Consider the following 20,712-nt stretch of genomic DNA (forward strand, 5'->3'; position numbering starts at 1 on the left):
TAAAAAGAAACCCGCCCCCAACCAACAGGCCGAGGGCGGGCAAAGGGTTTACTCGACCTTGACGCCGACGACCGAATCCCAACCAGCGGTCACGGCCTCTTTATGTGCAGCTTGCTCTTCCAAAGTCGGGAACACGGCTTTCTCATAGGCAGCAGCCGGAGGCAATTTCGCCAGCATATCCGCCGGGATCGCGTCGCGCTTTGCCAGATCGTTGAAGCGGATCGGGTGGCAATAGCCGTTCAACCAGCCGAGTTGACCTTCGTCTGAATAGAGGTATTCCATCCAGAGTTTTGCGGCATTCGGGTGCGGCGCGTAAGCCGAAATCGCCTGCACATAGACGCCCGCCAAAGTGCCCGACGCCGGGATGATCACTTCAGCTTTCGGGTTGCCTGCAAGGGTGTCGCGCCAAGCCAAGGCGTTGTAATCCCAAGCCGCAACGATCGGGGTAGCCCCCTGCGCAATCGTCCCGGTCTTGCCGGAAACTGGCACGAAATTGCCCGCTTTGTTCAGCGCACCCATGAACTCCAGCCCCTTGGCGGCCGAGTCAGCCCCCGGAGCAGCCCCCATCGCCATGCCAGCCGACATCACCGACATCAGGCCTTGGTTGCCCGAGCGCGGATCGCCGGTCAGCGCGAAAGCGCCTGCGTATTCCGGCTTCATCAGGTCCGACCAATCGGCGGGGATGTTCTTGACCATATCGGTGTTCACGATGAACGCCATCACGCCGTAATAGTCGCCATACCAGAAGCCATCGGCATCCTTGGCGCTGTCCGGAATGCTGTCCCAGGTCGAGACTTTATACGGCTGGATCAGACCTTCTTCTTTGGCGGCAGGGCCAAACGACAGGCCAACGTCCAGAACGTCGGGCGCTTGCGGGCCAGTGTTGCCTTTGTTGGCACGCACGGCTTCCAGCTCATCCGCAGAAGACCCATCCGGGTTCAATTCGTTAACAGCGATCTCGGGGTATTTCTTCTTGAACCCCTCCAGCACGGCACCATAGCCACACCAGTCATGCGGCAGCGCGATGGTGGTCAAGGCACCCTCTTTCTTCGCGGCAGCGGTGATTTCGTCAAGGCTCTGCGCCGAGGCAGCACCAGCCACCAGCATCGCCAGCAGGCTGACGCCCGAGGTCAGGGTTTTGAAAACGGTCATGGAAGTCTCCTGTTAAGCCGACCCGTCGGGGATAGCCGCGACGGTTGCTGAGCGGTGATCTAGGAGCCTGCCATGACGGATAGGTAACAGGGTGATGAAGTTTCTATGTCATAGCAAAGACTTGCGCAGAGCGCTCTTTGTTACCCAAGCGTCACACCCCCGATAAACAACCGTCACGAATCCGGCGTATCAGCCCCTCAATCAAAAGGGGGCCGCAATGCTCAAGGTCGAAAACGTCACACGCCTGTTCGGTCACAAAGCCGCCGTGGACCGCGTCAGCTTTGAAATCGACCGCTCGGCTTTCGTGGGCGTGATCGGGCGGTCAGGGGCGGGAAAATCCACCCTGCTGCGAATGATGAACCGTCTGACCGATGCCTCCTCGGGCGAGATCGTGTTTGAAGGCCGCAACGTGTTAACCCTGAACGGCGCGGAAAAGCGGGCATGGCAGGGCCAATGCGCGATGATTTTCCAGCAGTTTAATCTGGTGCCACGGATGGATGTGGCCTCAAACGTGCTGCATGGTTTGCTGAACCACCGCTCCACCTTCGCGACGATGTTCAACCTGTGGTCCGATGCCGACATCACCCGCGCAATGCAGATTCTGGACCGCTTGGGGATCGCCGAACAAGCCCCCAAACGCGCCGAAGCCCTCTCTGGCGGCCAACAGCAACGCGTCGCCATTGCGCGGGCCTTGATGCAAGACCCCAAGGTGATCCTTGCCGATGAACCGATCGCCAGCCTCGATCCGATGAACGCGCAAGTGGTGATGGACGCCCTGCGCCGCATCCACGAGGAAGATGGCCGCATGGTCATCGCCAACCTGCACACGCTCGACACCGCGCGGCGCTACTGCGACCGGGTGATCGGGATGCGCGATGGCCGCGTGGTGTTCGACGGCACGCCTGACCAACTGACCACCGGCGTTGCCCGCGACATCTATGGCGCGGACGCCAGCTTCAACGAATCCGCCACATCCACTTCGATCACCGGCCCGAAAGACGACGCTTACGCCGATGCGATGTTGGCCTGACCCCATCACAGTTTACCCGGCCCAAACGGGCCCCATCTGGAGACGACCATGAAGAAGCTGCTCGCCGTTCTGGCTGCCACCACCTGCATCACCTCTGCCAATGCGCAAGAGTTGAAAGAATTCAACATCGGCATCTTGGGCGGCGAGAACGCCCAAGACCGCATGACCTCCAACGAATGCTATCGCGCTGCGATTGAAAAAGAGCTGGGTGTTCCGGTCAAGGTCTTCACCCCGGCTGACTACGATGGCGTGATCCAGGGCCTGCTGGGCGGCACCCTCGACATGGCATGGCTGGGCGCGTCCGCCTATGCCAAAATATATCTCACCGACCCGAAAGCCGTGGATGTTGAGCTGACCAAAGAAAACCTGAACGGCACTACCGGTTATTATTCCATCGCTTTTGCCCGCACCGACTCGGGCATCAAATCCATCGAAGACGCCAAGGGCAAGAAATTCGCCTTCGGTGAGCCGAACTCGACCTCGGGCTATCTGGTGCCCGCCGCCGAGTTGATCGCCACCTATGGCCCCTTGGAGAAATTCTTCGGCGAAGTGAAATTCTCGGGCGGCCATGAGCAAACCATCGTCGGCGTCAACAACGGCGACTTCGACGCAGGCGTGTCTTGGGCCGATGGCGATGGCAACTGGGAAGACGGCTATTCTTCCGGCGCGTTCCGCAAGGCCGCTGATGCAGGCTTGGTTGACATGAACAACCTGGTGGAAATCTGGCGCTCCAAGCTGATCCCCGAAGGCCCAATGGTGGTGCGCGCCGCCCTTCCCGATGATGTGAAAGCCAAAGTCACCAAGCTGACGGCTGATCTGTGGGAAACTGACGCGAAATGCGCTTACGGCGTGGCCTCGGGTGAAGCGAAAGACTTCGTCCCCGCCAGCCACGACATGTATCTCGGCATTGTCGAAGCCCGCAAACTTTCCGGCGAGTAATTTCAGCACCATCTACCGGGCTTGCGCAAGCAGGCCCGGTTTTTCATTGGAGGCCGCATGGTTGACATCACCTTCGGGCCAGAACCGGGCAAACGCCCCGATCTGACAAACCCCACCGAGGCCTATATCCACCTCTCCCGCCGCAAGCGGCTCTATGGCTTCATCCTGCTGATCTTGTTCGTGGCGCTGATGGCTTCTGGCTTTCAGGTCGCCCAAGACCGCAACGCGGGCGATTTCCTGTCGGGCCTGCACCAACTGCCCGCCTTCCCCGCCGAAGTCCTCTCCGAAGCGTGGACCAACCGCGCCAACCTGCCCGCCCTGCTGTGGCAATACCTGCCCTCGCTGATTGAAACCATCAACATCGCCGCCGCCGCCACCCTGCTGGGCGGTGCGTTCGGCGCGTGCCTCGCCCTCGGCTCCACCCGCCACCTTGCCCGCTTTCCCCTGCTCACCCCGCTGTTCCGCCGCTCTGCCGACATCATGCGCGCCATCCCCGAGATCGTCATCGCCCTTGTGCTGATCTTCATCTTGGGCGGTGGCCCGGTCCCCGCCGTGCTCGCCATCGCCTTTCACACCGCCGGCGCTTTGGGCAAGCTGTTCTCGGAATCCGCCGAGAACGCCGATCTGAAACCCGTCGAGGGCCTCGCCTCGACGGGCGCCTCGTGGAGCCAGCAGATCTGGCTTGGCATCATCCCGCAAGTCGCCCCGAACTGGCTGTCCTATGCGCTGCTCCGGTTCGAGATAAACATCCGCGCCTCTGCGATCCTTGGCTTCGTCGGTTCAGGTGGCATCGGTTATGATCTGAAACTGGCGATGCAATGGGGCGGCGGCAAATACGATCAGGTTGTCGCCATCTTCGCCCTGCTGTTCTGCGCCATCGTGGTCTTCGACCAACTCTCGGGATACGCTCGCAACCGCTTGGTAAAGGGCCAGTAAGATGACCGATGCAACCCAGTTCGGTACCACCTATGCCACCGTGCAGCGCCAGTTCAAAACCCGCCGCCTCACCGCCTATGCGATCCCGGTGCTGCTGCTCGTCTACCTCAGCTACCTGTTCCTCAGCTTTGACATCCCCGGCCTCGCCGCCCGTGCCAGAATGGACAACGCCAAGATCCTGCTGTCCGATTTCGTTGCCTATAAAACCCATGTCACCCGCGACAACCGCACCGACAAACTCTCCGTCTCGATTGAAGGTGAAGCAAAAGCCACCTTCGCCCCCAACCAATATCCGGCTTGGGTCAAGACCGATGGCGACACCACCACCATCGACCTCGGCAAAGACAACATCGTCACCTATGACGCCAACGGCGCGCGCTACAACGTCCCCGGCTATGGCCTGATCGACATCCAACCCGAAGGCGGCAAACTGAAACTGACCGCCCCGCAACCCATCCCCGACTGGATCAACGTCACCGACACCCGCATCTCTGTCACCACCCCGCAAGGCCGCTTCGCCTATTCCCGATCAAAGGTGGAAACCTTCAAATACCAACCCGGCTGGGCCTTGTTCTTCTTCACCCTCGACAGCCAGTTCTACGGCAAAAGCTACGGCCAGTTGACCGCGATGCTGGGCGGCGAACGTATCGACCCCGCCCGCAGCAACCTTAGCTATATGGCGTCGGAATTCTGGCACAACAAACAATGGCACCACGGCGATGTGGCATGGGCGTTGTTTGAAACCGTGCTGATGGCTTTCCTTGGCACCATGGGCGCGGCCCTGATCGCTTTGCCGCTGGCCTTCCTCGCCGCCTCCAATTTCACCCCGATCCGCACCGTGCGCTTCGCCTTCCGCCGCCTGTTCGACTTTGTGCGCGGCGTCGATGGCCTGATCTGGACCATCATTCTGTCGCGCGCCTTCGGCCCCGGCCCGATGACAGGCGCTTTGGCGATCCTGCTGACCGACAGCGGCACCTTTGGCAAAACCTTCTCAGAGGCGCTGGAAAACATCGACGAAAAACAAGTCGAAGGCATCCGCTCCACCGGCGCGGGCCCGCTGCAACGCGCCCGCTTCGGCGTGCTGCCGCAAATCGCCCCGATCCTGCTCAGCCAAGTGCTCTACTATCTGGAATCCAACACCCGTAGCGCCACCGTCATCGGCGCTATCGTCGGCGGCGGTATCGGCTTGCTGCTCACCCAAGCGATCATCACCCAGAAAGATTGGGAAGATGTCGCCTATTACATGATCCTGATCGTGCTGATGGTGATGGCAATGGACAGCCTCTCCGGCTGGCTCCGCCGCAAACTGATCGGACGATAAAGCGCCTCGCTTAACCATTTCACATTGGCAAAAATACTCCCGCCGGAGGCTCCTGCCTCTCACCCCAAACCGCCCGATAACCAGAAGCCGCCCTCGGGGGCATCGAGCCCCCTCCTGCGGCCGCTGCCGCACCAAGCCCGAAGCGGTCGCTTCAACGCCTCTGCGGCAGCGCCGTCCAAAGCGGCTCAATGCCGCTGCGGACGGCATCTGGGTTGCGGTCAAATTGTTAACAGCTTGTAAATGTGGCCAACTAAGCCGTTGAACTTATACAATTCTCACCCCTGTCCACGCGTGGACAAGAAAGCCAAAATGTCCAAACTCTCCCCCGACACCCCGCTGATCCACCCCGACTGCCAGATCAAGAACGCCAGTTTCGGAGCCTTCTGCGAGGTCGGCCGCTTCAGCCGCGTCCTGAACTCAAGCTTCGAGGACTACGCCTACTGCGACCAATTCTCCGACATCACCAACACCACGGTCGGCAAATTCGCCAACATCGCCGCGATGACAAGGATTGGCCCCACCGACCACCCGATGCAAAACGCCAGCCTGCACCATTTCCTCTACCGCAGCAGCGCCTATTGGGAAGACGCGATCGACGACGACGCCTTCTTCACCGCCCGCCACGCCCGCCGCACCACAATCGGCCCCGACACCTGGATCGGCCACGGCGCGATCATCAAACCCGACGTCAGCATCGGCGCAGGTGCCGTGATCGCCAGCGGCGCGGTCGTCACCAAAAACGTCGCCCCCTACATGATCATGGCGGGCCTCCCCGCCACCCCGCTGCGCGCCCGCTTCCCCGCGCAGATCGCCGAGCGCCTGCAAGCCCTCGCTTGGTGGGACTGGAGCCACGAAGTGCTGCGCAGCGCATTGCCAGATTTTCGCAGCTTGCCTGTGGAGGCGTTCTTGGAAAAGTATCACGGCTGACCATACCCAGAAGCCGCCCTCGGGGGCATCGAGCCCCCTCCTGCGGCGTTACCACGGCAGGCTCAAACCGCCTGACCAGCCTATCCCCGGTAGCGCCGTCCAAAAGGCCCCGATGGCCCTGCGGACGGCACCTGTTCATAGGCCCGATTGGTGGAGACGCGCAGAAGTGTTAAAAATTCGTTAAATAAACATCGCTAACAGTTTGAAATCAAACAAACAAAAAAGGTCCCGAGTTGGGACCTCATTCTGCCGCCAGCCGCAAAGCCTCGGGCTGGCTGACAAATCGCCGCGCGGCTTCACCCGCCAGATAGCTCAGCCGCCCCGCCGAAATCGTCGCCTCAATCCCACGCGTCTCGGCGTTCACGATCACCATATCGGCGCGCAATCCCGGTTCCAGACGGCCACGATCCACCAGCCGCATGATCTCTGCCGGGCGCGAAGACACCAACGCCCAAGCCTGCGCCAACCCCATCACCCCGCGATCCACCAGACCCCAGACCGCCAAGGGCAGTGCGGGGATGTGATAATCCGAGACCAACGCATCGCACAGCCCATCCGACACCAACGCCAGCGCCGAGACATTGCCAGCCTGAGAGCGGCCCCGCACCACATTCGGCGCACCCATGATCACCGGGCTCATCATCGCATGCGCCGCCGAAGCCGCGCGGCGGGTGAGCGGAAATTCGGCGATTTTTGCTCCGATCATCGAGTAGAATTCACGCGTCTCGCCATCGGGGTCATCATGGCTGCCATAGAGCACCCCCAAGGCATCGAAACTCTCGGCCAGCGTACACAAGCTGCGGGGCACTTCTTTGGCGCGGGCGGCGGCGGCTTCGATGGCTTCGGCGAGTTCCTCAGCGGTTTTGCCAACCTTGCGCGCCCAAGCGGCGAAATCGGTCGGCGCAATGCGTGCCATGTGCAGGCCTTCTGACAGATGATCGTTGAACACCACATAGCCGATGCGGTGGCGCTTGACGGCGGCGATCAGGCGGGTGGTTTCACTGACAAGATGCGTCTCGGCGCGGATTTGCAGGCGCAGATCGGTCAGTGCTTGCGCACGATAGCTGTCAATGGCGACCATCAACGCCTCGGCATGATCGGGACCGCGATGGCCGCCTTCCCAGCTCCAGCCCTGCGCCAGATAGGCGGTGGTGACGCCATGGGCGGCGGCTTCGCGGTCAAACGAGGCGAGGCCCGCGGCAAGCGGAAACGGAGCGGAAGGGCGCGGAGCCATGTGACGCTCGAACCCATCGCCATGCAGGTCGATGATGCCGGGCAGGATCAGGAATCCCGTGAGATCCACCTCCGGTAGCGGGCCACGGGTGATGCGGCCATCCGCCAGACCGATGGAGCGTTGCTGCATCGCGCCGTCGCGCAAAATATGCGCGCCGGTCAGTCGCAGGGGGGGCAAAGGCAGCGGCATTTCGGGCTCCGGGAACGGGGGCAGCTGGGGGTTGTCGGCTGGAATAACAGTGCCACGCAACGGGCTTATGACAGTTTATCCACAGTTTCCCCAGCATCTGCGCCTTCTGGCGAGACAGTTAGGGTGACGCGATCCCCTGCAAACCATGTGGTGCCGAACTCAATGGGTTGACCTGCGGCATCAACGTTGACCGCGACGGAGCGCAGCAGCGGAGCGCCTTGGGCTAGTCGCAGATGCAGCGCCAACAGGGCATCGGCGGCAATCGCGGTGATGCGGGTTTCTGCGCGGGTGTAATCGGTCAGGCCCGCTTCGGCCAAGGCGGCGGTGACCGACCCGTGACGGGTCATCGCCTCGAGCAGATTGGGGAAGCGGGCGGCGGGGAAGATTGAGCGGAACATCGCCAAGGGGGTGCCATCGGCGAGCGAGAGCCCATCGACCACTTGCACCAAAGCGCCTGCGAGCAGGTGTAGAGCGGCGGCCTCACCGGGGTCTGCCGGGCGGGTTTCTTGGCGGAGGATATGCCGGGAGGGGGTGCGGCCAGAAGCCAGAACATTCTGATGGAACCGCACGCGACGGCTGAGGGCGTAGTCGGTAGGGGTGGCAGTGACAAAGACGCCCGCACCACGGCGGGCATGGACGGAGCCAGCCTCGGCCAAGGCGGTCAAAGCATGGCGGACCGTGTGGCGGTTGACGCCGAAGCGGGCGGACAGCGCAGCTTCAGTTGGCAGTTTGTCACCGGGGCGGTAATGGCCTGCGGTGATCTCGTCAGTGAGGGTTTCGGCGATGGATCGCCAGATTGTTGGCTTTGTCACCAAAACTTCACATGCATTTCGCAGGCTCCTCGGCTATGATTTGTCTAGTTGTATAGCATGATAGACAACTTCGCAAGATGTCGGGATCGAGATGATGCAAACACCCCTTGAAGCTGCCACCCCAAACTCTGAGAGCTTGGCTGCGCGCAAAGCGTGGATGGGCCTGCTGGCCCGCGCCAAGCCCGGGCGGCTGGCCGATTTATTCCCCGAACTTCCGGCGCATGACCTGCTGCGCGCGCCGGAGATTGGCGCGGTGATGGTGCGGGGCCGGATTGGCGGCACCGGGCAGCCGTTCAACTTGGGCGAAATGACGGTGACGCGCTGCGCATTGCGTCTGGGCTCAGGCGCTGTCGGCCATGCCCATGTGCAGGGGCGCGACAAGGGCCATGCCGTGCGGGCGGCTGTGGTCGATGCCTTGATGCAGACCAATCAGGCCGAGGCGTTGCGAGCGACGGTGCTGGTGCCGTTGCAGGCGGAAGAAGTTGCGCGACGCGCCAATCGCGCGGCCAAAGCGGCGGCGACGAAGGTGGAGTTTTTCACTTTGGTGCGGGGGGAAGACCAATGAACGATGCGTTGTTGGGCGGGTTTGTGGACGCTGCGGTGCAGTCATCGCATGCGTTTCGCGCGGCATTGACGGTGCTGTCGCAGCCGGGTGAGATCAGGGAATTGCACGGGGCTGTGCCGCCTGCGCCGCTGTCGGTGGCGGCAGGGGTGCTGCTGTTGACCTTGTGCGATGGCACGACGCCGCTGCATTTGGCGGGGGCGTATGACTGCGCTTCGGTCCGCGATTGGATCACCTTTCATTGCGGCGCGCCTTTGGTTTCGGTTGAGGCTGCGGTGTTCGCTTTGGGTGATTGGGTGGCTTTGCAGCCCTTAGGGCAGTTCGCGATTGGCTTGCCGGATTACCCCGACCGGGCGGTGACACTGATCGTTGAGATGCCCGCGCTGGAGGCTAAGGGTGCGGTGCTGCGCGGACCGGGGATTGCCGATGCAGCGTATCTCTCGCTGCCCGAGGTGGCGGCATTTCAGGCCAACCGGGCGCTGTTCCCCTTGGGGTTTGACTGCTTTTTCACCTGCGGGGCCAAAGTGGCCGCCCTACCCCGATCAACCCATGTGGAGGCTGTCTGATGTATGTCGCGGTAAAGGGCGGTGAGCGCGCGATTGACAATGCGCATGCGTGGCTGGCCGAAGAACGCCGGGGCGATCTGGGCGTGGCGGAGTTGTCTGTCGCACAGATCCGGGCGCAATTGTCTCTGGCGGTCAACCGGGTGATGGCGGAGGGGTCTTTGTATGATCCAGACCTCGCCGCTTTGGCGATCAAACAGGCGCGCGGAGATCTGATCGAGGCGATTTTCCTGATCCGGGCGTATCGCACCACCCTGCCCCGGCTGGGGGCGTCTTGCCCGGTGAATACCGCTGAAATGGCGGTGATCCGACGGATTTCGGCGACGTTCAAAGATTTGCCCGGTGGGCAGGTGTTGGGGCCAACCTTTGACTACACCCACCGTCTGCTGGATTTCAAACTGGCGGCCGAGGGCGAGGCGGCGCAGGCGGCGACCGCTCCGGCAGCGATGGAAGCGGTGCCGCATGTGATGGCGATGCTCGACCGCGATGGCATGATTGAGGCCGAGCCTTTGGGCAATGACGTGCCTGCGGATTTGACCCGCGAACCGATGGAACTGCCGGGCTCGCGCGCGCTGCGCTTGCAGGCGATCACGCGGGGGGATGAGGGCTTTATCCTGTCGATGGCCTATTCGACCCAGCGCGGCTACGGGCGCACCCATGCCTTTGTCGGTGAGTTGCGGATTGGCGCGGTGGCGGTGGAAATGGAGATCCCAGAGCTGGGATTTGCCGTGGAAATCGGCGAGATTGAGTTGACCGAATGTGAAACGGTGAACCAGTTCAAGGGCAGCAAGACCGAGCCGCCGCAGTTTACCCGCGGCTATGGTTTGGTGTTCGGGCAGACCGAGCGCAAGGCGATTGCGATGTCTTTGGTGGATCGCTCGTTGCGGTGGGCGGAACTGGGCGAGGACTACACCGGAGCGCCCGCGCAGGACGAAGAATTCGTGCTGATGCATGCCGATAACGTGCAGGCGACCGGGTTTCTCGAACATATCAAGCTGCCGCATTACGTCGATTTCCAGTCTGAGTTGGAACTGGTGCGCCGTCTGCGCGCGGAAGTTTTCGCCACGCAGGAGGCCGCAGAATGAGTGATCAGGCTTACAATTTCGCCTATCTGGATGAGCAGACCAAGCGGATGATCCGGCGCGCGATCCTGAAGGGCGTGGCGGTTCCGGGCTATCAGGTGCCCTTTGCCAGCCGCGAGATGCCGATGCCTTACGGTTGGGGCACGGGCGGCGTGCAGGTGACGGCGGCCTGCCTGACCCCGGATGACACGCTGAAGGTGATCGACCAAGGCGCGGATGATACCACCAACGCGGTGTCGATCCGCAAGTTCTTCCAGCGCACGGCGGGGGTGGCGGTGACGGAAGCCACGGCTGACGCCACGCTGATCCAGACCCGCCACCGCATCCCCGAGGCCGCACTGACCACCGGGCAAATTCTGGTCTATCAGGTGCCGATCCCCGAGCCGTTGCGGTTTCTGGAACCGCGGGAGACCGAAACCCGCAAGATGCACGAGCTGGAAGAATACGGGCTGATTCACGTCAAACTGTACGAAGATATCGCGCGGCACGGCACCATCGCCACCTCTTACGCCTATCCGGTGAAGGTCGAGGGGCGCTATGTGATGGACCCGTCGCCGATCCCGAAGTTTGACAACCCGAAACTGTCAAACAGCCCAGCGCTGCAACTGTTTGGCGCGGGGCGTGAGCAGCGGATTTATGCGCTGCCACCGTTCACCCATGTCGTCAGCTTGGATTTTGACGATCACCCGTTTGAACCGAGCAAAGCCCCGCATGATTGCGATCTGTGCGGCGCGGGCGAGAGCTATCTTGATGAGGTTATCACTGATGATCAGGGCGGACGGATGTTTGTCTGCTCAGACACCGACTTTTGCCGCACCCGGTGTGAGGCGGGGCATTTGGGGGCCTTGGGTGTGCCAGTTCTGAAAGGCGGTGCGTGATGGGCGCGGTGGATTTGAGTATTTGGGCCAAGGTGAATGCAGATAAACCACTGCTTTCGGTGCAGGGGTTGAGCAAAAATTATGGCAGCCGGATTGGTTGTGCAGACGTATCGTTTGATCTGTTTCCAGGTGAAGTGCTTGGCATTGTGGGGGAAAGTGGCTCGGGAAAGTCGACGCTTTTGTCGTGTCTGGCCGGGCATCTGGCCCCTGACACGGGCCGGGTGATTTTTGAAACCGCCCAAGGCCCGCGCGATACCGTGACGATGGTAGAGGCCGAACGCCGCAAGATGGCGCGCACAGATTGGGCGTTTGTGCATCAAAATCCGCGCGATGGCTTGCGGATGGGGGTTTCGGCGGGCGGGAATGTGGGTGAGCGGTTGATGGCCGTCGGCGCGCGGCACTACGGCGATATTCGTGCGACGGCGGTGGATTGGCTGGGCCGGGTCGAGATCGCCGCCGACCGCATTGACGACCGCCCACGTGCCTTCTCGGGCGGCATGCAGCAACGCCTGCAAATCGCCCGCAATCTGGTGACTGCGCCGCGACTGGTGTTCATGGACGAGCCGACCGGCGGGCTTGATGTCTCGGTTCAGGCGCGGCTGCTTGACCTTCTGCGCGGGCTGGTGCGCGAGATGGGGCTGTCGGCGATCATCGTCACCCATGATCTGGCGGTGGTGCGGCTGCTGGCAGATCGGCTGATGGTGATGAAGGGCGGGCATGTGGTGGAACAGGGCCTGACCGATCAAGTGTTGGACGACCCACAACATTCCTATACCCAGCTGTTGGTTTCCTCTGTCCTGCAGGTATAAAATGCTATTTGCCTATCGCCCCGAAGCTGGTGGCTTGATCCAAATGCCGCTGCCCGTCGATCTGACGGCGGCGTTGTGGATCGACCTCTACCGGCCCTTGTCGAACCAAGCCGCCGATGTGGCGCGGTTGGGCCTGTCGGTGCCGACGCTGGCGGATATGGAGGAGATTGAGATCTCCAACCGCCTGTATCGTGAAGGTGGGGCAGATCACATGACGGTGGTTTTGCCCGGTCTGTCGGAAAGCAAAACGCCGATCTCTGGGCCGGTGTGCTTCATCCTGTCGCCGGACCGCCTGATCACCGTGCGCCACCACGCGCCGCGCCCGTTTGAGACCTACCCCGCCCGCGCCGACAAGGTTGGCCCCGGCTGTGATCGGCCAGAGCGGCTGTTTCTGGGGTTGATTGAGGAAATCATTGGCCGAATGGCCGATATTCTCGAAGGCATCGGGCGCGGCTTGGACGACGTCGCCTCGGGGATTTACAGCGGCGGGGCGAACGGTTTGCAGGCGGATGCGTTGCAAAGCGCGCTGCAGAAAGTCGGGCGCGAGGGCGATCTTTTGGGCCGGGTGCGTCTGGGGCTTTTGACGGTGGAGCGCGCGGTCAGTTTCTTTGGCCAAACTCTTTCGGACCGTGCTGAGGGCGATGTTTTGCGCCCGCTGGTCAAGGGTTTAATGCGGGATTTGCAGGCGTTGGAGGTTCATGCCGATTTTCTGGGCTCGCGCTTGGCACTGACCTCGGATGCCACGCTTGGCATGATCAACCTGTCGCAAAACGTCACCGTGCGGATCGTGTCGGTGGTGGCGGCCTTGTTCATGCCGCCGACGCTGATCGCCAGCCTATACGGGATGAACTTTGCCGTGATGCCGGAACTCGCGTGGCAATACGGCTATCCCTTGGCGCTGCTCTTGATGCTGGCATCAGCCAGCGGAACTTATCTTTTCTTCAAATGGAAGCGCTGGCTATGATTGAAATTCGTGACCTTGCGAAAAGCTTTACCCTGCACAATCAAGGCGCAGCGGTGATCCCTGTGATGGCGGAGGCCAATTTGCATGTGCGCCCCGGCGAATGTGTCGGGCTGATCGGCGCTTCCGGGGCGGGGAAATCGACGCTGATGCGGATGGTTTGGGGGAATTATCTGGCCGCCTCGGGCAGCATTGTCGTCGGCGGTTTAGATGTGGCGCAGGCGCAACCCCGGCAGATCATCGCGCTGCGTCGGCATGTGCTGGGTTATGTCAGCCAGTTTCTGCGGGTGGTGCCAAGAGTGCCGACGCTGGATGTGGTGGCGGAACCTTTGTTGAACCTTGGCGTGCCGGGAGATGAGGCCCGTGCGCGGGCGGCGGAACTGCTGGCACGGCTGAACATTCCGCAGCGGTTGTGGGGGCTGTCGCCCACCACATTCTCGGGGGGTGAGCAGCAGCGGGTCAACATCGCGCGTGGCTTTGCGCATCCTTACCCCGCGCTGTTGTTGGATGAGCCGACCGCCAGTCTGGATGCGGTGAACCGTGAGGTCGTGCTGGCGTTGATCGAGGAAGCCAAAGCGCGTGGGGCGGCAATCTTGGGGATTTTCCATGATGAGGCCGCACGGGATCGGGTCTGTGATCGGGTGGTGGATGTGCGGGAATTCACGCCGAAGGTTGCGGCATGACGGGACGGGTGTTTCTGGTCGTCGGGCCTTCGGGGGCTGGCAAAGACACCCTGCTCGCCGGGGCTGCGGCGGCGGACCCCCGGCTGCATTGGGCGCGCCGGGTGATCACGCGGGACAGTGCAGCGGGGGGTGAGCCGTTTGAAGGGGTGACTGAAAGCGTTTTTCAGGCGCGCGCGCAGGCGGGGGAATTCGCGCTGCAGTGGCAGGCACATGGGCTTTGCTATGGCGTGCCTGCTGCGGAGCTTAAACCGCTGGAGGACGGGCGGGATGTGCTGATCAATGGCTCGCGGGCAGCTTTGCCTGCAGCGTTGCAGGCGTTTCCGGGGCTGCGGGTGATCCAGATTTCAGCACCTTTGGGCGTGCTTGCGGATCGTTTGGCGGCGCGGGGACGGGAAAGCCACGCCGACATTATCGCCCGGTTGCAACGCGCCAGTTATGCTTTGCCCGAAGGGGTTCCGGCGATTGAGATCAGCAATGATGCGACGCCCGAAAAGGGCATCGCGCGACTGCTTTATGCGCTGAGGGCGTAGCGGTGCAGCAGGTGAAAGCGCCCCATGGCATCCTCGCCGCACAGGCAGATGTCGTGAATGTGAAACGGTTGCGGGATCAGGCCCGCGAAGTGATTGGCGGTGGCGTTGGTGACGGCGGTTTCGTCCTCATCCAGCGGGCCGGACAGGGTCAGGTGGAACTGAAACTGTTCCATCACATAGGGATAGCCGTAGGTCGCCAGCAGATCGCGCTGGCGCGGGGTCAGGCGTTCTGGGCGGCGGCGGGCGATCTCGGCGGGCGTCAGCGCGGCACGGTAAGGGTCGAGGCTACGGACCACTTCGGCGGCCAGAGATTGCAACGCGCTGGTGTCGCCCAAGGGGGTGAGCGCGAGGAAGCCTTCGAGGTTGGCCATCTGAAGCCCCGGCATTTTCAGCGGCGCAAGGCTGGCGGCCAAACGCGCCGTGGCTTGCGCCAAATCTTCGGCCGAGGTGCCTTCGGCCAAACGGAACGGCGGCTTCAGGGTGCCATGGAAGCCGTATTTGCGCGGCTCGGCAGTGACTTCGGCCAAGGGGCGCGGCAGGTCGGGCGCGGATTGCGGCACGGGTGCGCCCAGTGCCAAATCCCAGCCCAGCCAAGCGGCTGCGGCATCGGCAAAGGCGCCCGGTTCGGGCGCGTAGTAGATCGCGAAGCGTTTCATCTGGTCCATAGCGGTCGCCCTTACCTGCCCATCGTCACACCGTTGTGACAGTTTTCTGGCATCTGTTTTACATAAGCACAATGAAGGTCTGATGATGACTGAGACGATCCTTGCCAATGCCACGCTGGTTCTGCCGCATGAAGTGATCCATGGAGCACTCCGCATTGAAAACGGTGTGATTACTGCAATAGATCAAGGGGCTGCGATCCCACAAGGCGCGCTCGACTGCAACGGCGATCTGTTGATGCCGGGGCTGATCGAGTTGCACACCGACAATCTGGAACGCCATATTGAACCGCGCCCAAAGGTCAACTGGCCGCATGCCAGCGCGATCATCGCGCATGATGCGGAACTGGCGAGTGTGGGGATCACGACGGTGTTCGACGCTTTGCGGGTGGGGTCGATCACCTCGTCCAAGAAGATGAATTACGGCGAATACGCCCGACATTTGGCCGATGAAATTCTGGATCTGCGGGAAAAAGGCGCGCTGAAGATCAGCCATTTTCTGCATCTACGGGCAGAGGTTTGCTCGGAAACCCTGATCGCGGAACTGGCAAAATTTGGCCCTGCCGACCGCATCGGCATCGTGTCTTTGATGGATCACACCCCCGGTCAGCGGCAATTCCGCGACATCACCCAGTTGCGCGCCTATGTCTGCGGCAAGCATGGGCTGTCGGAGAGCGAATTTGAGAGCCATGTCGCGGAGCAAGTGGCGATTTCCACGCGGCTGGGCCAAGCGCATGAGGCGGCGGCAGTGGCGGAAGCCCGCCGCTTTGGCGCGGTGCTCGCCAGCCATGACGACACCACCGCCGCGCAGGTCGCCACCTCGGCCCAGCACGGCGCGCATTTTGCTGAATTTCCGACCACGGTTGAGGCCGCCGAAGCCTGCCATGCGCAGGGCATCAAGGTGATGATGGGGGCGCCGAACCTGATCCGGGGCGGCTCTCACTCCGGCAATGTTGCGGCGAGCAAGCTGGCTGAGGCGGATTTGCTGGATATTGTGTCGTCGGATTATGTGCCCTCGGCGCTGCTGTCGGCAGCTTTGTTGCTGGGCGATCTGTGGGGCGATGTGGCGCGTGGGGTGCGTTGTGTGACGCAAGCACCAGCGCAGGCGGCGGGTTTGTCGGACCGCGGCAGCTTAAGCCTTGGCGCGCGCGGCGATGTGATCCGGGTGGCGCGGGTTGCTGGGGCTGCGGCGCTCCGCGGGACTTGGGTGCAGGGGCAGCGGGTAGGTTAACGCCTAATCCGCCATCCAGCGATAGCCAATGCCGGGTTCGGTGCGGATCAGGTCGGGGGCGCTGGGGTTGGACTCAATCTTCTGGCGCAACTGGCCGATGAAAACGCGCAGATAGGGCACATCCTCGCCATGCGCGGGACCCCAGATCTGCAGCAATATCTGGCGGTGGCTGAGCACCCGGCCCGGATTGCGTGCCAACATCACCAGCAGATCGAACTCCGTCGGCGTCAGATGCACGGGCGCTCCGTCGCGGGTCACAGTATGGCCCGGCAGGTCGATCACCAGCGGGCCTTGCCGCAAAATATCCTCGGGCTGCGGAGCTTTGCGCAGACAAGCGCGCAGGCGTGCAAGCAATTCGCCTATACCAAAGGGCTTGGCGACAAAATCATTCGCGCCAAGGTCCAGCGCCATGATCTTTTCCATCTCTTGATCGTGCGCCGACAGCACGATGATGGGCAGATTAGATTTGGCGCGCAGGGTTTCAATCACCGCTTTGCCGTTCAGATCGGGCAGGCCGAGATCAAGGATCATCGCGTCGGGCTTCTGCGCGGCCACGGCCTCTAAAGCGCCCTGCCCTGTCGCCGCAAAGCAGGTGTCATACCCCGAGGCCGCCAAAGCGTGGCCAAGAAAGCGTTGAATCTGTGGCTCGTCATCCACGATCAGGATCAGCGGCTTGGTCATGCTGCAGCTTTCGGCAGGGGCAGAGAGATGTGCATCGCGGTGCCGTGACCTTCTGCGACCGGGCTTTCGGCGGTCAAGTTACCGCCCAGCGCCGCAGCGATGCCGTGGCAAATCGTCAACCCCAATCCGGTGCCGGGAAAGCTTGGATTGGCGCGAAAGAACGGTGTGAAGATTTGCGCAAGGGCTTCGGGCGCGATGCCGGGACCCTGATCGGTGACGGTCAGCGTCAGGGTTTGCGCTTGCGCGCGGGCGGTGATTTGGATGCGTGCGGGTGGGGTCGAGAATTTGACCGCATTGTCGATTAGATTAAACAGGCTTTGCTCCAGCAGCGCAGACTCTGCGCGGATCATCGGCAGGTCGGGCAGATCAGCGGTGATTTCGGCCAAGGGGAAGGCACGATGCGCGCGCGCCACCGCGGCTGCGATCACATCCGCCGGGTCCACCCAGACCAGATGCAGCGCCAACCCGGCTTGTAGGCGGGTCATATGCAACAGGTTGTCGACATAGTTTGCCAACCGTTGCGCTTCTTCTTCAATGGCCAAGGCCAGATCGTCACGCGCCTCCGGCGGCAAGGACGCGCCCAACTGCCGCAGGCTGGTAATCGCGCCCAGAATGGTCGCCAAAGGCGTGCGCAAATCGTGTGACAGCGACGTGAGTAAAGCCGCGCGCAACTGCTCTCGTGTGGCGGCGGTGCGGGCCTCTTCGGCAGCTTGCGCGAAGCGCAGGCGTTCCAGAGCAAGATTGGCTTGGTGGCAGATCACTTCGATGGCGGCGGCGCGGGCAAAGCGATCGGGCCGCTGCGCATCCAGACGATGATAGCCCAGCACCAGCACCACCTGTCCTTGCTGCATCAACGGCAGAAAAGTGTAACGACCACCTTGCTGCCCCGGCTCGGCAGCGTCTTGGGGCGTGTGACGGCGAAAGGCACGTTCGGCCGCTTGCAGGTCTGGGGCCTGCAGATCAGTGGCGTCAGGATTGCCGTCGTGCAGCACCAGCGCGGGCCCATGCGCCAGCGCCGTGGCATGGATCACCAAAGCCTGCTCGACGGCCAAGGGCTCATCCGCTTCGGCAAGATCGGTGGCAAAGGCCGACAGCACTTCCAGCACAGCAGCACGAGATTTGGCGGCATTGGCTTCTTCGCGCAACCGCCCGGCCAGAAAGCCCGTCAGGCCCGCGACACACAGGAATTCCGCCAGCACAAGAAGGTCGCCGGGCTTGGCGATGGCCAATGTGTAAAGCGGGGCGACGAACAGGAAATTGAACAGCGCGAAGGCGGCGATGGCGGTGGCAATGCCAATCCAGAAGCCAAAGCGCACGGCGGCCAACAGCACGGCGACAAAGAACAAAAACAACCCTGAGGGTTCGGGGAAACTATCCTGCGTCAGATGCGTGCCCAGGGCCGCAACCGCCAGAAACAGCATAGCCCCCAGCACTTGCGGCAGTCTGGGCAATGCCGCCCAGCCTTCATGTCGTGGCATCCATGGCGCAGGCGTCAGGATCGCCGAAGTTTTAGCCGCTTGGCCCTTGCTGTCCATGATCTTTACGCAATCCTTATGCCGGGGCGCAAACCCCCTGTCGCATCCTTATGCCGCAATCCCCAGATTGCCCGCAATCCGCCAGACTTGGCTTTTGTAGGATCAATGCCGTGACCACCGCAGAGCTTAGCCTTTCCCCCCGCAAACATCCCGGCGTTCTGGCGCTGTCACTAGGCTCCATCGGGGTGGTTTACGGCGATATTGGCACCTCACCGCTTTATGCCTTCCGCGAGGCTTTGCGTGCGGCGGGCGACTCTGGGCGCGAGACCGTGCTGGGGGTGTTGTCGCTGATCCTCTGGGCGCTGATCATCGTGGTGACGCTGAAATATGTGCTGATCCTGCTGCGGGCGGATAACCAAGGCGAGGGCGGCACGCTTTCGCTTCTGGCACTGGCGCAGCGCGCGATGGGGCGGCAAACATCCGTCGTGCTGATGGCCGGGCTGATTGGGGCGGCGCTGTTTTACGGCGATGCGGCGATCACCCCAGCGATTTCGGTGCTGTCGGCGGTCGAGGGGCTGAGTTTGGTCACCACCCAGCTTGACGCCTATGTGCTGCCGATCACGCTGGTGATCATCATCGCTTTGTTTGCGGTGCAAGCGCGGGGTACGGCGGCGGTGGCCAGTCTGTTCGGTCCAATCACGCTGGTGTGGTTTATCGTGCTGGCTTGGGGTGGTCTTGCACAGATCGCCACGGACCCCGCGATCATGGCGGCGCTGAACCCGATCCACGCCGCACGGTTTCTGACGGCACACGGCACGATTGGCCTAGTGGTGTTGGGCGCGGTGTTTCTGGCCGTAACCGGAGCCGAAGCGCTTTACGCCGATTTGGGTCATTTTGGCCGCCGCCCGATCACCCTTGCATGGGTCGCCGTCGCTTTGCCCGCCTTGACGCTGAACTACCTTGGCCAAGGTGTTCTGGTACTGCAACACCCGGAAACCTTAGAGAATCCGTTCTACCTGATGTATCCCGATTGGGCGCTGTTGCCGGTGGTTCTGTTGGCGACGATGGCGACAATCATCGCAAGCCAAGCCGTGATCACCGGCGCGTTTTCGCTGACCCGTCAGGCGATCCAACTGCGCCTGCTGCCGCGTCTTAAGATTCGTCATACCTCGGAAACGCAGGAAGGTCAGATCTATCTGCCCAGCGTCAACGCCCTGCTTCTGGTGGCGGTGCTGGCATTGGTGGTGGGCTTTGGCAACTCTGCGGCGCTCGCGCATGCTTATGGCATCAGTGTGACGGGCACGATGGTTGTAACAGCCGTGCTGGCGCTGATTGTGGTCAACAAACATTGGGGCTGGCCGCTTTGGGCCGCAAGCCTGCTGATCGCACCGTTCCTGCTGATAGATCTGATCTTTCTGGGGGCAAACCTGCTGAAAGTGTTTGACGGCGGCTATGTGCCGCTGGCTTTGGCCGCCTTGGTGATCTGCGTGATGCTGACTTGGCTGCGCGGCACCGCCGTTCTGGTGCGTAAGGAACATGAGGCCGAGGTGCCGCTGACCACAATTCTGCGGCAGGTGGATACCAAACCAATCCCGGTTATTCCCGGCACGGCGATCTACCTGACCTCTAGCCCCGACACCGCCCCGGTGGCCTTGCTGCACAGCCTGAAGCATTTCAAAAGCCTGCACGCGCAGAATGTGATCCTGACGATTGTCACCGCCACGGTGCCACGTGTCGCCATTGAGGACCGCGTGAAGATGGAGGAAATCACCCCCCGCTTTCGCCGCATCAGCTTGACCTATGGCTATATGGAGGACCCCAACGTGCCGGATGGTCTGATGCTCTGCCGCAAGCTGGGTTGGAAATTCGACATCATGTCGACCTCGTTCCTGCTGTCGCGCAGGTCTTTGAAACTGTCGAGCAAAAGCACCTTGCCGGGCTGGCAGCGCCGGGTGTTCATCTTCATGGCGCGCAATGCCGCCGGGGCGTCGGACTACTTCCACATCCCCGCAGGCCGCGTGGTTGAGATTGGCACGCAGGTGAATATCTAACGGC

Annotated in this window: 21 protein-coding genes; 15 read left to right on the top strand and 6 right to left on the bottom strand. The window is 62.0% G+C overall.

Translation table 11 applies throughout. The annotated features are described in order from the left end of the window. Window positions 1–48 precede the first annotated feature (48 nt). Window positions 49–1,152 (bottom strand): ABC transporter substrate-binding protein, encoded by a 1,104-nt coding sequence (locus AKV04_RS15510; protein WP_054007326.1) that lies wholly within the window; start codon window positions 1,150–1,152, stop codon window positions 49–51. Between the two features lie 217 nt (window positions 1,153–1,369). Here AKV04_RS15510 and phnC point away from each other — a divergent pair, with 217 nt between their 5' ends. The 5 genes from phnC (at window position 1,370) to AKV04_RS15535 (ending at window position 6,305) form a co-directional block, all read left to right on the top strand. After that, window positions 1,370–2,182: a phosphonate ABC transporter ATP-binding protein gene (gene phnC / locus AKV04_RS15515; protein ID WP_054007327.1), complete on the top strand. Its 813-nt coding sequence runs from the start codon at window positions 1,370–1,372 to the stop codon at window positions 2,180–2,182. A gap of 48 nt (window positions 2,183–2,230) precedes the next feature. Further along, a complete protein-coding gene (gene phnD, locus AKV04_RS15520; RefSeq protein ID WP_054007328.1) occupies window positions 2,231–3,121 on the top strand; it encodes a phosphonate ABC transporter substrate-binding protein in 891 nt (296 codons plus the stop codon). A gap of 57 nt (window positions 3,122–3,178) precedes the next feature. Continuing rightward, window positions 3,179–4,057, top strand: a complete 879-nt coding sequence (phnE, locus tag AKV04_RS15525) for a phosphonate ABC transporter, permease protein PhnE (RefSeq protein WP_054007329.1) — start codon at window positions 3,179–3,181, stop codon at window positions 4,055–4,057. 1 nt (window position 4,058) lies between these two features. Further along, window positions 4,059–5,378: a phosphonate ABC transporter, permease protein PhnE gene (gene phnE, locus AKV04_RS15530; RefSeq protein ID WP_054007330.1), complete on the top strand. Its 1,320-nt coding sequence runs from the start codon at window positions 4,059–4,061 to the stop codon at window positions 5,376–5,378. 309 nt (window positions 5,379–5,687) lie between these two features. Beyond that, window positions 5,688–6,305 carry an LbetaH domain-containing protein gene (locus AKV04_RS15535; RefSeq protein WP_054007331.1) on the top strand — a complete coding sequence of 206 codons (618 nt, stop codon included), beginning with the start codon at window positions 5,688–5,690 and terminating at the stop codon, window positions 6,303–6,305. 241 nt (window positions 6,306–6,546) lie between these two features. On the opposite strand, the gene AKV04_RS15540 is transcribed toward AKV04_RS15535, so the two are convergent. Together AKV04_RS15540 and phnF are read right to left on the bottom strand one after the other, a co-directional pair. Next, on the bottom strand, window positions 6,547–7,728 hold the full coding sequence (locus AKV04_RS15540; RefSeq protein WP_054007332.1) for an alpha-D-ribose 1-methylphosphonate 5-triphosphate diphosphatase: 1,182 nt from the start codon (window positions 7,726–7,728) through the stop codon (window positions 6,547–6,549). Between the two features lie 65 nt (window positions 7,729–7,793). Continuing rightward, the gene (gene phnF, locus AKV04_RS15545; protein WP_054007366.1) at window positions 7,794–8,540 is read right to left on the bottom strand and encodes a phosphonate metabolism transcriptional regulator PhnF; all 747 of its coding nucleotides are present in this window, start codon (window positions 8,538–8,540) and stop codon (window positions 7,794–7,796) included. A 94-nt stretch (window positions 8,541–8,634) separates the two neighbouring features. Between phnF and phnG the strand changes: the two genes are divergently transcribed. Genes phnG through phnN form a run of 8 tightly spaced genes read left to right on the top strand, consistent with a single transcriptional unit; the run spans window position 8,635 to window position 14,608 of the window. Beyond that, window positions 8,635–9,105: a phosphonate C-P lyase system protein PhnG gene (gene phnG / locus AKV04_RS15550; protein WP_054007367.1), complete on the top strand. Its 471-nt coding sequence runs from the start codon at window positions 8,635–8,637 to the stop codon at window positions 9,103–9,105. Beyond that, window positions 9,102–9,668 carry a phosphonate C-P lyase system protein PhnH gene (gene phnH, locus AKV04_RS15555; RefSeq protein WP_054007333.1) on the top strand — a complete coding sequence of 189 codons (567 nt, stop codon included), beginning with the start codon at window positions 9,102–9,104 and terminating at the stop codon, window positions 9,666–9,668. Before phnG ends, phnH begins: the two co-directional genes overlap by 4 nt. Next, entirely contained in the window at window positions 9,668–10,750 is a 1,083-nt protein-coding gene (locus tag AKV04_RS15560; protein WP_054007334.1) for a carbon-phosphorus lyase complex subunit PhnI, read from the top strand. The genes phnH and AKV04_RS15560 overlap by 1 nt, the downstream gene beginning before the upstream one ends. After that, window positions 10,747–11,625 (top strand): alpha-D-ribose 1-methylphosphonate 5-phosphate C-P-lyase PhnJ, encoded by an 879-nt coding sequence (locus AKV04_RS15565; RefSeq protein WP_054007335.1) that lies wholly within the window; start codon window positions 10,747–10,749, stop codon window positions 11,623–11,625. The genes AKV04_RS15560 and AKV04_RS15565 overlap by 4 nt, the downstream gene beginning before the upstream one ends. Window positions 11,626–11,639: 14 nt before the next feature. After that, entirely contained in the window at window positions 11,640–12,434 is a 795-nt protein-coding gene (gene phnK / locus AKV04_RS15570) for a phosphonate C-P lyase system protein PhnK (protein ID WP_235815659.1), read from the top strand. A gap of 1 nt (window position 12,435) precedes the next feature. After that, a complete protein-coding gene (locus AKV04_RS15575) occupies window positions 12,436–13,398 on the top strand; it encodes a magnesium transporter CorA family protein (RefSeq protein ID WP_054007337.1) in 963 nt (320 codons plus the stop codon). Further along, the gene (gene phnL, locus AKV04_RS15580) at window positions 13,395–14,078 is read left to right on the top strand and encodes a phosphonate C-P lyase system protein PhnL (RefSeq protein WP_054007338.1); all 684 of its coding nucleotides are present in this window, start codon (window positions 13,395–13,397) and stop codon (window positions 14,076–14,078) included. The genes AKV04_RS15575 and phnL overlap by 4 nt, the downstream gene beginning before the upstream one ends. Continuing rightward, entirely contained in the window at window positions 14,075–14,608 is a 534-nt protein-coding gene (phnN, locus tag AKV04_RS15585; RefSeq protein ID WP_054007339.1) for a phosphonate metabolism protein/1,5-bisphosphokinase (PRPP-forming) PhnN, read from the top strand. Before phnL ends, phnN begins: the two co-directional genes overlap by 4 nt. Here phnN and AKV04_RS15590 read toward each other — a convergent pair. Continuing rightward, window positions 14,590–15,273: a DUF1045 domain-containing protein gene (locus tag AKV04_RS15590; protein ID WP_054007340.1), complete on the bottom strand. Its 684-nt coding sequence runs from the start codon at window positions 15,271–15,273 to the stop codon at window positions 14,590–14,592. The two genes, phnN and AKV04_RS15590, sit on opposite strands and share 19 nt — an antisense overlap. A gap of 85 nt (window positions 15,274–15,358) precedes the next feature. Here AKV04_RS15590 and AKV04_RS15595 point away from each other — a divergent pair, with 85 nt between their 5' ends. Further along, on the top strand, window positions 15,359–16,501 hold the full coding sequence (locus AKV04_RS15595; protein WP_202905629.1) for an alpha-D-ribose 1-methylphosphonate 5-triphosphate diphosphatase: 1,143 nt from the start codon (window positions 15,359–15,361) through the stop codon (window positions 16,499–16,501). A gap of 3 nt (window positions 16,502–16,504) precedes the next feature. Here AKV04_RS15595 and AKV04_RS15600 read toward each other — a convergent pair whose 3' ends face one another. Both AKV04_RS15600 and AKV04_RS15605 read right to left on the bottom strand, forming a co-directional pair. Further along, window positions 16,505–17,182, bottom strand: a complete 678-nt coding sequence (locus AKV04_RS15600) for a response regulator (protein WP_054007342.1) — start codon at window positions 17,180–17,182, stop codon at window positions 16,505–16,507. Next, window positions 17,179–18,717, bottom strand: coding sequence for a sensor histidine kinase (locus AKV04_RS15605; RefSeq protein ID WP_156317578.1), 1,539 nt, complete (start codon window positions 18,715–18,717; stop codon window positions 17,179–17,181). The genes AKV04_RS15600 and AKV04_RS15605 overlap by 4 nt, the downstream gene beginning before the upstream one ends. A gap of 110 nt (window positions 18,718–18,827) precedes the next feature. Here AKV04_RS15605 and AKV04_RS15610 point away from each other — a divergent pair, with 110 nt between their 5' ends. Next, window positions 18,828–20,708, top strand: coding sequence for a potassium transporter Kup (locus tag AKV04_RS15610; RefSeq protein WP_235815657.1), 1,881 nt, complete (start codon window positions 18,828–18,830; stop codon window positions 20,706–20,708). The last annotated feature ends 4 nt before the right edge of the window (window positions 20,709–20,712 follow it).

The organism is Cypionkella psychrotolerans (assembly GCF_001294535.1).
Taxonomy (GTDB): Bacteria; Pseudomonadota; Alphaproteobacteria; order Rhodobacterales; family Rhodobacteraceae; genus Cypionkella; species Cypionkella psychrotolerans.

Coding starts and splice junctions, on each gene's coding strand:
- AKV04_RS15510 (WP_054007326.1), bottom strand. CDS start 1,152: ATGACCGTTTTCAAAACCCTGACCTCGGGCGTCAGCCTGCTGGCGATG.
- phnC (WP_054007327.1), top strand. CDS start 1,370: ATGCTCAAGGTCGAAAACGTCACACGCCTGTTCGGTCACAAAGCCGCC.
- phnD (WP_054007328.1), top strand. CDS start 2,231: ATGAAGAAGCTGCTCGCCGTTCTGGCTGCCACCACCTGCATCACCTCT.
- phnE (WP_054007329.1), top strand. CDS start 3,179: ATGGTTGACATCACCTTCGGGCCAGAACCGGGCAAACGCCCCGATCTG.
- phnE (WP_054007330.1), top strand. CDS start 4,059: ATGACCGATGCAACCCAGTTCGGTACCACCTATGCCACCGTGCAGCGC.
- AKV04_RS15535 (WP_054007331.1), top strand. CDS start 5,688: ATGTCCAAACTCTCCCCCGACACCCCGCTGATCCACCCCGACTGCCAG.
- AKV04_RS15540 (WP_054007332.1), bottom strand. CDS start 7,728: ATGCCGCTGCCTTTGCCCCCCCTGCGACTGACCGGCGCGCATATTTTG.
- phnG (WP_054007367.1), top strand. CDS start 8,635: ATGCAAACACCCCTTGAAGCTGCCACCCCAAACTCTGAGAGCTTGGCT.
- phnH (WP_054007333.1), top strand. CDS start 9,102: ATGAACGATGCGTTGTTGGGCGGGTTTGTGGACGCTGCGGTGCAGTCA.
- AKV04_RS15560 (WP_054007334.1), top strand. CDS start 9,668: ATGTATGTCGCGGTAAAGGGCGGTGAGCGCGCGATTGACAATGCGCAT.
- AKV04_RS15565 (WP_054007335.1), top strand. CDS start 10,747: ATGAGTGATCAGGCTTACAATTTCGCCTATCTGGATGAGCAGACCAAG.
- AKV04_RS15575 (WP_054007337.1), top strand. CDS start 12,436: ATGCTATTTGCCTATCGCCCCGAAGCTGGTGGCTTGATCCAAATGCCG.
- phnL (WP_054007338.1), top strand. CDS start 13,395: ATGATTGAAATTCGTGACCTTGCGAAAAGCTTTACCCTGCACAATCAA.
- phnN (WP_054007339.1), top strand. CDS start 14,075: ATGACGGGACGGGTGTTTCTGGTCGTCGGGCCTTCGGGGGCTGGCAAA.
- AKV04_RS15590 (WP_054007340.1), bottom strand. CDS start 15,273: ATGGACCAGATGAAACGCTTCGCGATCTACTACGCGCCCGAACCGGGC.
- AKV04_RS15595 (WP_202905629.1), top strand. CDS start 15,359: ATGACTGAGACGATCCTTGCCAATGCCACGCTGGTTCTGCCGCATGAA.
- AKV04_RS15600 (WP_054007342.1), bottom strand. CDS start 17,182: ATGACCAAGCCGCTGATCCTGATCGTGGATGACGAGCCACAGATTCAA.
- AKV04_RS15605 (WP_156317578.1), bottom strand. CDS start 18,717: ATGGACAGCAAGGGCCAAGCGGCTAAAACTTCGGCGATCCTGACGCCT.